Origin of the sequence: Pseudomonas sp. Y5-11, assembly GCF_022368695.1 — a bacterium.
In the GTDB taxonomy this organism is placed as follows: Bacteria; Pseudomonadota; Gammaproteobacteria; order Pseudomonadales; family Pseudomonadaceae; genus Aquipseudomonas; species Aquipseudomonas parakoreensis.
In genome coordinates this window covers 744,765-757,171 of sequence record NZ_CP058974.1, presented here as the reverse complement: position 1 = coordinate 757,171, position 12,407 = coordinate 744,765, and the positions used below count along the sequence as shown (strand labels likewise).

Sequence of the window (12,407 nt, the reverse complement as noted above, 5' to 3'; positions counted from 1 at the left end):
GGTGATCGGACGGGAAAAGTTTCCGGCAAATTATGATCTGGAGCAGTTTGGCAACGGGGGCTGCTTGTGTATGCTCCGTCCACGTTTCGGGCCCAATGCTCACTCTTATAAGAACAACAACATTGCACAAGACCCTCAGCTCAGACCTGTCGGGCCCCTCTGTGGAACCCCGGGTCATCCGCAAGCATTACGCCGTCGAAATGGCGGTCGAACGCACGCGCCTGCTGTATCAGGGCTCGCTGCTGCCGACGATGTTCATGTTGCTCAATGGTCTGGTCTGCGCCGCTTTGCTCTGGAGCCCGCAGCGCTATTTCGTGGTCAGCATCTGGCTGGTCTGGTTGTTGTCGCTAGTGGCGCTGCGGGTGATTCAGGTCGCGGCGTTCGATTCGGCGATCCCGGACCGTCAGGCCCAGCCGATCTGGTTCCGCATGTTCCTCTTAGGCTCGACCATGACCGGCCTGACGCTGGCTGGCGCCGGCATTGCACTGGTGCCCGCCGACAACTTCATGCAGCAAGCCTGGGTGTTCGGCCTGATCGGCGCCGCGACATTGTCGGCCAGCGTTGCTTATGCCGTCAGCCTGCCAGCGTTTCTGTCCTTTACCTTGCCGTGCCTGCTGCCGGCGATCGGCTACCTGTTCTGGGGCGGCGACGAACAGGCCCGCGGCTGGGGCTGGCTCGGGCTGATTCTGCTCGGCTCGCTGAGTGTGGTGGCATGGCAGGTCAATCGGTTGATCGACCGCGGCTTGCTGCGGCGTTTTCAGAACCAGCACCTGATCGAGCACCTGCAGCAGGCGCAGAACCGCAGCGAGCAGCTCAATCAGGCGCTGGCCAAGGAAATCGAACAGCGGCGCTGCGCCGAGGGCCAATTGCGTGAAGCACAGATCGAGCTGGAAGATCGCGTGGCGCAGCGCAGTCGCGAACTGGACGTAGCCAATCAGGCGTTGAGCAAAAGCGAAGCCCGTCTGGCCCTGGCGTTGAAGGCCAGTGAGCTGGGGCTGTGGGACTGGAACCTGCAAACCGACGAAGTCCATCACACGCAGATTCAGGAGTTGTTCGGCCTCGCGCCTGAATACGTCACGGCGATCCTGCGCGACCTCAAGCCACGCCTGCACCCCGAGGATGTGCCTGGACTCAAGCAGGCGCTGATCGAGCACCTGAAGGGGCGCTCCGAGGACTATCAGATCGAATACCGCGTACGGCACGGTGACGGCCATTGGGTATGGATCGAAGACCGCGGCCGCGCTGTGGAGCGCAGTGACAGTGGCCGGGTGATCCGCATGGTCGGCACCCGGCGCGACATCAGCGCGAGCAAAAGCCTTGAAGAACAGCAGCGACTGGCGGCCACGGTGTTCGAAGCGGCCAGCGAAGGTATCGTCATTCTCGACCCGAACTACGCGCTGATTGCGATCAATCAGGCGTTCAGCCGGGTCACCGGTTATGACATCGAAGACATGCTCGGGCGCAATGTCGTCGAGCTGCCGTGCAGTCGTGATGCGCGGCGACATTACGTTTCGATCCGCCACGCGCTGCAGCAGCACGGCAGCTGGCAGGGCGAACTGGTGGAAACCCGCAAGAACGGCGAGCTGTATCCGCAGTGGCTGCAACTCAATGCGGTGCGCGACAGTCGGGGAAACGTCAGTCATATCGTTGGCTTCTTCGCCGATCTTTCCGCGCGGCGCGAATCCGAAGAACGCATGCGCTACCTGACGCACTACGATGAACTCACCGGGCTGGCCAATCGTTCGCTGTTCCGCGAGCGCCTGCACGAAGCCCATCAGCGCGTGCGTCAGGGCGGCCGGCGCAGTCTGGCGCTGCTGCACATCAATCTTGATCGCTTCAAGCTGCTCAACGACAGCCTTGGTCATGAGGTCGCGGACCAACTGCTGCAGAAAATGGCCCGACGTCTGGTCAACGCGTTGCCGGAGGCCGACACCATTGCGCGACTGTCCGGTGACGAGTTCGCGGTGCTGTTCGATGCTTACGGCAACCTGTCGAGCCTGGCGCGAGTCGCCACGCGGCTGTCGAGCAAGCTGCGCCTGCCGTTGACGGTCGAAGGGCATGAGCTGGTGGTCAGTGCCTCGATGGGCATCAGCATGCTGCCGGACAACGCCCGAGAGATTGCCGCGCTGGTCAGTCAGTCGAACATGGCCATGCAACACGCCAAGCACCTGGGCGGCAACAATTTCCAGTTCTATACCGACAGCTTGCAGGCCAGCACCCTTGAGCGTCTGCAACTGGAGAACCAGTTGCGCAAAGCCATCGAAGACAAGCAGCTCAAGGTGTTCTACCAGCCGAAGCTGTGCCTGCAAACCGGGCGCCTGAATGCGGCGGAAGCGCTGGTGCGCTGGGATCATCCGACCATGGGCCGGGTGCCGCCGGGGGACTTCATCGGCCTGGCCGAGGAAACCGGACTGATCGGCCCGATCGGCGAATTCGTGCTGCGCAAGGCCTGCTGGCAGGCGTGCGAGTGGCAGCGCCAGGGGCTGGCGCCGATTCGGGTATCGGTGAACCTGTCGGTGCATCAACTGCGTCAGGGCAAACTGGTCAGTCTGGTGCGGCAGGTGCTGGAGGAAACCGGGCTCGCGCCGCACTACCTCGAACTGGAACTCACCGAGAGTCAGCTGCTGGACAGCGTCGAACACATCATCGCGACCTTCCAGCAACTGCGCGATCTGGGGGTGAAGCTGGCAATCGACGATTTCGGTACCGGCTATTCGTCGCTGAGTTACCTCAAGCGGATTCCGGTGGATTACGTGAAGATCGATCAGGCGTTCATTCGCGGGCTGGGGCAGGGCAGTGAGGACGCGGCGATCACCCGGGCGATCATCGCCATGGCTCACGGGCTGTCGTTGAAAGTGGTGGCCGAAGGTGTCGAGCGGCAAGAGCAGCTGGATTTTTTACGCGTCGAGTGCTGCGACGAAGTGCAGGGTTATCTGATCAGTCGTCCGGTGGAGGCCGACCGTCTGGCCGGGCTGTTGCGCGAACAGGAAAAACCGCTTTAAGGGCTACATGCACTCCATCGCGCCTGATATGGGGACATGGAGTTACGCATTGAGCAGGCAAAAAGCCAATTCATGTAGTATAACTACAAGCGTGCTACATCCTTGCCCATAAGAAGAGTCCAGCCCCTTGAATCTGCTGCAACACATCGCCCAGTCACGTCACCTGTTACGCAAGTCGGAGCTCAAGGTCGCCGACCACGTGCTGCTTGACCCTGCGGCGGTGATGCACAGTTCCATGGCCGACCTGGCCCACAGCGTCGGCATCAGCGAACCGACCATCGTGCGCTTCTGCCGGGCCATTGGCTGCTCCGGGTTTCAGGATCTCAAACTCAAACTGGCGCAGAGCCTGGCCGCCGGTGCCAGCTTCGGCCAGTTCGCGATCCATGAAGACGACTCGGTCGCCGACTACAGCCTGAAAATTTTCGACACCACATTGCATACGCTGATGGAGGTTCGCGAGAAGCTCGATCCGGTGGAATTGCAGCGTGCCGTGACGCTGATGTCCCAGGCGCAGCGCGTCGAGTTCTACGGCTTTGGTGCGTCGGGCGCGGTGGCGGCGGATGCGCAGCACAAGTTCTTCCGTCTGCTGCTGACCGCTGCGGCGTATTCCGACCCGCACATGCAGGCGATGTCGGCGGTGACCTTGAAGCCGACCGATGTGGCGATCTGCATTTCTCAGTCCGGGCGCTCCAAGGATCTGCTGATCACTGCCAACCTGGTGCGCGAGAGCGGCGCTTCGCTGATCACTTTGTGCCCGAGTCAGACACCGTTGGCCGAGCTGTCGACGGTCAATCTGGCCATCGATGTACACGAAGACACCGAGATCTACACGCCGCTGACCTCGCGCATTGCGCACCTGGTGGTGATCGACGTGCTGGCGATGGGCGTGGCGATGGCGCGTGGGCCGAGTCTGGTCAATCACCTGAAGAGCGTGAAGCGCAGCCTGCGCAGCTTGCGGCTGTCCCCCAAGGCCGTGAAAGCCCTGGATGACTAAAGTCTGCTTTTGTGGCGAGGGAGCTTACTCCCGATGGGGCGCGCAGCGGCCCTGAAAGGCCGGGCCTGCTTCGCAGTCCAGCGGGAGCAAGCTCCCTCGCCACAATGAAACGCAATCGGCAAAGTTTCATCGCACTGTCATCCCCGCGCAGCCAAACCGTCATCCCTCACGCCTATCGTGAAACTCCCGTACTCGCCTTGGGAGACTCGAAATGGCTCAGCCCTACGAAGAACGCAACAGCGCCGCGAAAACCCGTCGTCAGCAGGAAGACCAGCGCCGCATGGAATTCCGTCGCGCCATCGAAGATCGCTTCGAACTTCGTCAGCTTCAGAGCGAAATCAGCGATTTTCCCGAGGACATCGAATTCAACTACTGGCAGGCCGCACCGGCAGTTTCCCGTCGAAACGCTCAACCAGCGCGCTGATCTGCACCCGCTCGCTGCGGATAAACGCCAGGAAGGCATGCGCCACCGGTGACAGCCGTTTGGCCTTGGCTTGCACCAGACACCAGCTGCGAAACAGCGGCAGCTCCTCGACCGGCAGCTCCACCAGGCCGCCGGTCGCCAGTTCCAGGTTCAGGGCGTGGCGCGTCAACAGCGCCAGGCCCAGACCCGCCACGACGCATTCACGTTGAGCTTCGGCCGAGGCCACTTCCTGAGTCTGGGTGAAGTGCACGCGTTTCTCTTTGAAATACTCTTCACAAGCCAATCGCGTACCTGAGCCCGGTTCGCGGATCAGCAGCGTGTAAGGCTCAAGATCCTGCAGACGCAGCGGCCCCATGTGCGCCAGCGGATGGTCCGGGCGCGCCACGGCGACAATCGGGTTGTTCAGAAACGGCAGAAACTCCAGACCCATGTCCTGCGGCACCATCGACATGATCACCAGATCATCGCGGTTGTCCGAGAGGCGGCGAATCACCTGGCCGCGGTTGACCACAGTCAGCTGCAGGTTCACTTCCGGGTGCTGGCGCTTGAACGCGGCGAACAGGTGCGGCACGAAGTATTTGGCACTGGATTCCACCGCTAGCTTCAACTGGCCTTGCAGCGAGCCCTGCATGTCCGACAGCTGCATGTCGAGGTTTTCCAGGCGGCCGAAGATGTCCCGGCTGGCACGCTGCAGGGCTTCGGCGGCCTCGGTCATGTAGAGTTTTTTGCCGACGTAATCGAATAACGGCTGGCCGATCAGCTCTTCCAGCTGACGAATCTGTAGGCTGACGGCCGGTTGTGTTAGAGACATTTCATCGGCGGCGCGGCTGTAGGAACGTAAATCACACACTTCGTTGAAGATCTGCAATTGGCGTAATGTCATACGCATCAAGGACTTACGCATTTCTTATAGGCTCTAACGGCAGGCTGATGGTTTAACTATAAGTCTTTGCTTATGCCTGACCCAATTTTTATTCATTTTTGTTAATCCCTTGCGAGCGCTAGTGTGGGGCTGCGACTAAATTGAAACATTTAGTCACGCGTCGACCTGGGTCTAGCAGGTCGTGGTGCCACCGGCTCAAGGGAACCTCCAAGTGATAACAAAGATCCTGATCGCCAACCGTGGTGAGATTGCCGTACGAATCGTGCGAGCCTGCGCCGAAATGGGCATTCGCTCGGTTGCGATTTTTTCCGACGCCGACCGGCATGCCTTGCATGTGAAGCGTGCGGACGAAGCCCACAGCATTGGTGCCGAGCCTCTGGCCGGTTACCTGAACCCGCGCAAGCTGGTGAACCTGGCGGTGGAAACCGGTTGCGATGCATTGCATCCCGGTTACGGCTTCCTGTCGGAAAATGCCGAGCTGGCAGACATCTGCGCCGAACGCGGAATCAAGTTCATTGGCCCGTCGGCGGAAGTCATTCGCCGCATGGGCGACAAGACTGAAGCCCGGCGCAGCATGATCAAGGCCGGCGTACCCGTCACCCCAGGCACCGAAGGCAACGTCTCCGGTATCGAAGAAGCCCTGGCCGAAGGCGACCGCATCGGTTACCCGGTGATGCTCAAGGCTACTTCTGGTGGTGGCGGGCGCGGCATCCGTCGCTGCAACAGCCGCGAAGAACTCGAACAGAATTTCCCTCGGGTGATTTCCGAAGCGACCAAGGCTTTCGGTTCGGCGGAAGTGTTCCTGGAAAAATGCATCGTCAACCCGAAACACATCGAAGCGCAGATCCTCGGCGACAGCTTCGGCAACGTCGTGCACTTGTTCGAGCGTGACTGCTCGATCCAGCGCCGCAACCAGAAGCTGATCGAGATCGCCCCGAGCCCGCAACTGACCCCGGAACAGCGCGCCTACATCGGCGACCTGTCGGTGCGCGCGGCCAAGGCTGTGGGTTACGAAAACGCCGGCACCGTGGAGTTTCTGCTCGCCGAGGGCGAGGTGTACTTCATGGAGATGAACACCCGGGTGCAGGTGGAGCACACCATCACCGAAGAAATCACCGGGATCGACATCGTCCGCGAACAGATCCGCATCGCTTCCGGCCTGCCGTTGTCGGTGAAGCAGGAAGATATTCAGCACCGTGGTTTCGCGTTGCAGTTCCGCATCAACGCCGAAGACCCGAAAAACAACTTCCTGCCGAGCTTCGGCAAGATCACGCGTTACTACGCTCCCGGCGGCCCGGGCGTGCGCACCGACACGGCGATCTATACCGGTTACACCATTCCGCCGTTCTACGATTCGATGTGCCTGAAACTGGTGGTCTGGGCGCTGACCTGGGAAGAGGCGATGGACCGTGGCCTGCGCGCGCTGGACGACATGCGCCTGCAAGGCGTGAAGACCACCGCCGCGTACTATCAGGAAATCCTGCGCAATCCGGAATTCCGTAGCGGCCAGTTCAATACCAGCTTCGTTGAAAGCCACCCTGAACTGACCAACTACTCGATCAAGCGCAAACCCGAAGAGCTGGCCCTGGCCATCGCCGCCGCCATCGCCGCCCACGCAGGCCTGTGAGGAATATAAGAATGAGCAAGAAGATCTTTGTCACCGACACCATCCTGCGCGACGCTCACCAATCGCTGCTCGCCACCCGTATGCGCACCGAAGACATGCTGCCGATCTGCGACAAGCTCGATAAGGTCGGTTATTGGTCACTGGAGTGCTGGGGCGGCGCGACGTTCGACGCCTGCGTACGCTTTCTGAAAGAAGACCCGTGGGAGCGCCTGCGTCAACTGCGTGCCGCGCTGCCCAACACCCGCCTGCAAATGCTTCTGCGCGGGCAGAACCTGCTCGGCTACCGCCACTACAGCGATGACGTGGTCAAAGCCTTCGTCGCCAAGGCCGCAGTCAATGGCATCGACGTATTCCGTATCTTCGACGCAATGAACGATGTGCGTAACCTGCGCGTGGCCATCGAAGCGGTGAAAGCTGCCGGCAAACATGCGCAAGGCACTATCGCCTACACCACCAGCCCGGTGCACACCATCGACGCGTTCGTGGCGCAGGCCAAGCAGATGGAAGCCATGGGTTGCGACTCGGTGGCGATCAAGGACATGGCCGGTCTGCTGACCCCGTACGCCACCGGTGAACTGGTCCGCGCCTTGAAGGCCGAGCAGTCGCTGCCAGTGTTCATCCACTCGCATGACACGGCTGGTCTGGCGGCGATGTGCCAATTGAAAGCCATTGAAAACGGCGCCGATCACATCGATACCGCGATCTCCAGCTTCGCCTCGGGCACCAGTCATCCGGGCACCGAGTCGATGGTTGCTGCGCTCAAAGGCACCGAATACGACACCGGTCTGAACCTCGAGCTGCTGCAGGAAATCGGTCTGTACTTCTACGCCGTGCGCAAGAAGTACCACCAGTTCGAAAGCGAATTCACCGCAGTCGATACCCGTGTGCAAGTCAACCAGGTGCCGGGCGGGATGATCTCCAACCTTGCCAACCAGTTGAAAGAGCAGGGCGCGCTGAACCGCATGGCCGAAGTGCTGGCGGAAATCCCGCGGGTGCGTGAAGACCTTGGTTTCCCGCCGCTGGTGACTCCGACGTCGCAGATCGTCGGCACTCAGGCGTTCTTCAACGTGCTGGCTGGCGAGCGCTACAAGACCATCACCAATGAAGTGAAGCTGTACCTGCAAGGTGGTTACGGCAAGGCGCCGGGCGTGGTCAACGAGAAGTTGCGTCGTCAGGCCATCGGCAGCGAAGAGGTGATCGACGTGCGTCCGGCCGATCTGCTCAAGCCGGAAATGACCAAGTTGCGTGCCGACATCGGCGCACTGGCCAAGTCCGAAGAAGACGTGCTGACCTTCGCCATGTTCCCGGACATCGGGCGCAAGTTCCTCGAAGAACGTGCCGCCGGCACCCTCGTTCCGGAAGTGCTGTTGCCGATCCCTGAGGCCGGTGGTGTGGCGAAGGCCGGCGGCGAAGGCGTGCCGACCGAGTTTGTCATCGACGTCCACGGCGAAACCTACCGCGTCGACATCACCGGTGTCGGTGTGAAGGCCGAAGGCAAGCGTCACTTCTACCTGTCCATCGACGGCATGCCGGAAGAAGTGGTGTTCGAACCGCTCAACGAATTCGTCGGCGGTGGCAGCAGCAAACGCAAGCAGGCGTCGGCACCGGGCCATGTCAGCACCACCATGCCAGGCAACATCGTCGATGTGCTGGTCAAGGAGGGTGACACCGTCAAGGCTGGCCAGGCTGTATTGATCACCGAAGCGATGAAGATGGAAACCGAAGTCCAGGCAGCGATTGCCGGCAAGGTCACCGCCATTCATGTGGCCAAGGGCGACCGGGTCAACCCGGGCGAAATCCTGATCGAGATCGAAGGCTGAGATAACCGCCGCGATCCAACGCTTTAAACCTCGGGGGGGCATGTGCTCCCCTTTTTTTTCGCCTGCAATATGCCGTTCTCTGTAGGAGCTGCCGCAGGCGGCGATCTTTTGACTTTGCTCTTGGAGATCAAAAGATCGCAGCCTGCGGCAGCTCCTACAGGGTAGCGTTGTGTCAGAACGCCATGCGCCACTGGCCTGCCACGCCGTAACTGCGGCTGTCGTTGCCGGCCTCACCGGTGAGGCCTATGGCCAGGGCGTTGCGATCGGACAGCGTCAGGTCCAGACCGGCGTCCAGCGTAAAGCTGTTGCGATCCATCCCGGCGCCGGTGACTTCATAGCTTCTGCCACCCTTGACCAGTTGCTGGCGCGTTACGTTATCCAGATCGCCGTAGGTGTGTTTCACGCTGGCGCTCAGACGCGGCATCAGTTGCATGCCGTTGGACAGCTGGCTGATGTTCGCCAGGCGCAGGCCGAGGGTGCTGCTCGGATTCGCCTGGGTCTGACCCTGAACCTTGAGCGCCGCATCGCCACCTTTCTCGGTGTAGCCGTCACGTTGATAGCGTTGATAGCCGACGCTGGCGAACGGCTCGATGCTGACGTTGCCACGACCGAGGTTGTAGCCGACTTCGGCAAAGGCGTGCTGGGTGCTGGCGTCATAGCTGCTGTTGAGCCGATCGCTGAAACCCTTGAACGCAACGCGACGTTTGCCGCTGCCGTCATGGCTGCCGTACGAGGCGCCCAAGCGCAAGGCTAACGGGCCATCCTGACGCAACGCGTAGGCGCCGAGGTGCCAGCTGTCGAGATCACCGTCGTACTGCCGGGCATCGAAGCGGGTCTGCGCTTTTGCACCCATCAGGCCGACGTGCCATTGCTCGTCGATTCGCCAGTCGGACCCCATGACCAGACCTTGGGTGGAATGCTTCAGAACACTGGCGGCGTCACGATCTACCTGGCCGCCATGCCCCAGTGCCTGCAGCCAGACCCGCCCGTTGCCTTCGCCACCAGCCGCTCGGCGCGGTGCATTCCCTGAGCTCTGCGCGCCATTGCCGCTGTCCAGTTGATGCATGGCCGAAAGCATGCTGGCGCTGAGCGGATTGACGCTGCTCAGTGTGGCTTTGGCGAGGTTGGCGTTGCTGCCGGCGGCGAGTTGTTCGAGAGCCAGGCTGGCCGTCGGCTTGCTGGAGCCGAGCAGGGCCGTGACGGCAGTATTTTGAGGGGTGGCCGCGCTGATGGCTTTGCTTGTCTGGCGAAGTGTCTCAGGCTCTTGAGGTTGCTGAGGTTGCTGAGGTTGCTGAGGTTGCTGAGGTTGCTGAGGTTGCTGAGGTTGCTGAGGTTGCTGAGGTTGCTGAGGTTGCTGAGGTTGCTGAGGTTGCTGAGGTTGCTGAGGTTGCTGAGGTTGCTGAGGTTGCTGAGGTTGCTGAGGTTGCTGAGGTTGCTGAGGTTGCTGAGGTTGCTGAGGTTGCTGAGGTTGCTGAGGTTGCTGAGGTTGCTGAGGTTGCTGAGGTTGCTGAGGTTGCTGAGGTTGCTGAGGTTGCTGAGGTTGCTGAGGTTGCTGAGGTTGCTGAGGTTGCTGAGGTTGCTGAGGTTGCTGAGGTTGCTGAGGTTGCTGAGGTTGCTGAGGTTGCTGAGGTTGCTGAGGTTGCTGAGGTTGCTGAGGTTGCTGAGGTTGCTGAGGTTGCTGAGGTTGCTGAGGTTGCTGAGGTTGCTGAGGTTGCTGAGGTTGCTGAGGTTGCTGAGGTTGCTGAGGTTGCTGAGGTTGCTGAGGTTGCTGAGGTTGCTGAGGTTGCTGAGGTTGCTGAGGTTGCTGAGGTTGCTGAGGTTGCTGAGGTTGCTGAGGTTGCTGAGGTTGCTGAGGTTGCTGAGGTTGCTGAGGTTGCTGAGGTTGCTGAGGTTGCTGAGGTTGCTGAGGTTGCTGAGGTTGCTGAGGTTGCTGAGGTTGCTGAGGTTGCTGAGGTTGCTGAGGTTGCTGAGGTTGCTGAGGTTGCTGAGGTTGCTGAGGTTGCTGAGGTTGCTGAGGTTGCTGAGGTTGCTGAGGTTGCTGAGGTTGCTGAGGTTGCTGAGGTTGCTGAGGTTGCTGAGGTTGCTGAGGTTGCTGAGGTTGCTGAGGTTGCTGAGGTTGCTGAGATGGGGAGGGTGTCTCGTCAATGCTTTGGGCGAGCGCCTGACTACTCTGCGTGGTCGCAAGTTTTTCGAGCGGCACATCGTTACGGGCATAGAGCAAGCCCACTCGTTGTGCTTCGTAGTGCAGCGTCGGAGTCATGTATGCCAGATCGTTTTCAACGGTGCCGAACTGTCCCTCAATCTGTTCCGCTTGCAGAACGGTGTGTTGGCTGCTTTGCGGATAGTCGCCGGCGGTGACGAGTTTCAGGGTGGCGTCACCCAAGTGCGCGGTTCCTTTTACGACCACCGTCTGACTGTTGCCGGAGGCATCCACGGCATAGGCCAGCACGGCAGAACGGGCCAGGCGCAGATCTCCCGCGATCTTGGGTGCGCCATAGACATCGTCGACGGTCATGCGTCCGTGCAGGTTCAAATGATTAACCGCACCATTCCCGGCTATATGGGCGTTTTCATGAACATCCACCGTGCCGTCAATGAGGCCCTGGTTGGTCAGGTCACCGCCAGCCGCGACAGTGGCGCCGCCATTGATCGCTCCTTTGTTGATCAGAATACCCTCGGTCACTGCCGTACCCAGAATTTGCCCATCGTTGACCAGCATTGCCTTCGGATGGACCAGTACGCCGATGTTGAAATCACCCGGTCCGCTACGGGTCCAGCTCCCGCGCCTGACCTCCAGCCCGCTGAAGTTACGGGTTTCACCCAGCACGCCTTTCTTGTTCGCGTCGAGTTGCAGCAGGTTGTCGCCCCCGCCACCGTCGACCAGACCGGCGAAACTGCCCCGAGATTGCACGGTGACAAGATCGTTGCGGCCATCGAGCGCCAGCGCTACACCCTCCTGCGCCGGATACGCTTTGCTGACCTTCAGCTGGACGGTGTCCGGATGATTGGCGAAAGCGTTGATCGCTGATTTGAATGTTTCAGTGGGCGCGGGAGAGATGGCTTGAGTGTCGGGCGGTGTGTCCTGAGCCATGGACAGATCAGCACATCCCATGGCCAGGGTAATGGCCAGTGTCAGGTGTTTGGGTCGAAAGTGGAATTGAACGGGCATCGAGTTCAGCCTCTCGTGGAAGGAGGCCAAACTCTAAGTTGGAGCCTGCAGGCACCGATGTCAGCCGGATCGCTCGGTGCTGCGGGCTGTGTCTGTTTGATCTTCGGAAAAGGGCGGCTCGACAAAGACTGGCGGATTGCGCCGTGCTGTCGCGTTGTCATTTCCTACAAATTGAATTGCCAATAGCAGCTTGTAATGATCAGAAACTCATCTGCGACTGCCCGATCAACCCGTGGTTGCGACTGTTGCTGCCAATCTCGCCGCTGTAGGGCATTGATGGAGGGCCTTTGGTTATGAGCGGGCCGTCCGTATAGCGAGGGGTTCTTACAGAATGAAGTCGGAGGATGCCCTGCATTATTTTGCGTTCAGATGATCTTAAACTCAGTCTTATCTGCATTTTGTTGCATATTGCACCGCGCCATCATCCGTGGAAATGCACTATATTGCATCTGAGGACAATGAATTCCCTGTTTAAATGCATTTAAATG

The 12,407-nt window shown here is 60.2% G+C and carries 8 protein-coding genes and 1 pseudogene; 7 read left to right on the top strand and 2 right to left on the bottom strand.

What is annotated here, in order from left to right; translation table 11 throughout:
* Positions 1-95: 95 nt before the first annotated feature.
* From HXW87_RS03395 to HXW87_RS03385, 3 genes are all read left to right on the top strand, one after another.
* Positions 96-3,002 (top strand): GGDEF domain-containing phosphodiesterase, encoded by a 2,907-nt coding sequence (locus HXW87_RS03395; RefSeq protein ID WP_239778434.1) that lies wholly within the window; start codon positions 96-98, stop codon positions 3,000-3,002.
* A gap of 127 nt (positions 3,003-3,129) precedes the next feature.
* Positions 3,130-3,996, top strand: coding sequence for a transcriptional regulator HexR (gene hexR / locus HXW87_RS03390; protein WP_007962240.1), 867 nt, complete (start codon positions 3,130-3,132; stop codon positions 3,994-3,996).
* Positions 3,997-4,207: 211 nt separating this feature from the next.
* Positions 4,208-4,420, top strand: coding sequence for a hypothetical protein (locus tag HXW87_RS03385; protein ID WP_239778433.1), 213 nt, complete (start codon positions 4,208-4,210; stop codon positions 4,418-4,420).
* Here HXW87_RS03385 and HXW87_RS03380 read toward each other — a convergent pair.
* The gene (locus tag HXW87_RS03380) at positions 4,362-5,324 is read right to left on the bottom strand and encodes a LysR family transcriptional regulator (protein ID WP_041073865.1); all 963 of its coding nucleotides are present in this window, start codon (positions 5,322-5,324) and stop codon (positions 4,362-4,364) included. The two genes, HXW87_RS03385 and HXW87_RS03380, sit on opposite strands and share 59 nt — an antisense overlap.
* A gap of 190 nt (positions 5,325-5,514) precedes the next feature.
* Here HXW87_RS03380 and HXW87_RS03375 point away from each other — a divergent pair, with 190 nt between their 5' ends.
* Together HXW87_RS03375 and oadA are read left to right on the top strand one after the other, a co-directional pair.
* Positions 5,515-6,930 carry an acetyl-CoA carboxylase biotin carboxylase subunit gene (locus HXW87_RS03375; RefSeq protein ID WP_041073867.1) on the top strand — a complete coding sequence of 472 codons (1,416 nt, stop codon included), beginning with the start codon at positions 5,515-5,517 and terminating at the stop codon, positions 6,928-6,930.
* 11 nt (positions 6,931-6,941) lie between these two features.
* Positions 6,942-8,750 carry a sodium-extruding oxaloacetate decarboxylase subunit alpha gene (gene oadA / locus HXW87_RS03370; protein ID WP_007962245.1) on the top strand — a complete coding sequence of 603 codons (1,809 nt, stop codon included), beginning with the start codon at positions 6,942-6,944 and terminating at the stop codon, positions 8,748-8,750.
* Between the two features lie 172 nt (positions 8,751-8,922).
* Here oadA and HXW87_RS03365 read toward each other — a convergent pair.
* Positions 8,923-9,984, bottom strand: a pseudogene (locus HXW87_RS03365) (autotransporter outer membrane beta-barrel domain-containing protein); the annotation flags it as partial.
* Positions 9,985-9,989: 5 nt separating this feature from the next.
* On the opposite strand from HXW87_RS03365, the gene HXW87_RS03360 reads away from it, so the two are divergent.
* A complete protein-coding gene (locus tag HXW87_RS03360; protein ID WP_239779197.1) occupies positions 9,990-11,108 on the top strand; it encodes a hypothetical protein in 1,119 nt (372 codons plus the stop codon).
* A complete protein-coding gene (locus HXW87_RS03355; RefSeq protein WP_239779196.1) occupies positions 11,074-11,778 on the top strand; it encodes a hypothetical protein in 705 nt (234 codons plus the stop codon). Before HXW87_RS03360 ends, HXW87_RS03355 begins: the two co-directional genes overlap by 35 nt.
* Positions 11,779-12,407: the final 629 nt, after the last annotated feature.

Coding starts and splice junctions, on each gene's coding strand:
- HXW87_RS03395 (WP_239778434.1), top strand. CDS start 96: ATGCTCACTCTTATAAGAACAACAACATTGCACAAGACCCTCAGCTCA.
- HXW87_RS03385 (WP_239778433.1), top strand. CDS start 4,208: ATGGCTCAGCCCTACGAAGAACGCAACAGCGCCGCGAAAACCCGTCGT.
- HXW87_RS03380 (WP_041073865.1), bottom strand. CDS start 5,324: ATGCGTAAGTCCTTGATGCGTATGACATTACGCCAATTGCAGATCTTC.
- oadA (WP_007962245.1), top strand. CDS start 6,942: ATGAGCAAGAAGATCTTTGTCACCGACACCATCCTGCGCGACGCTCAC.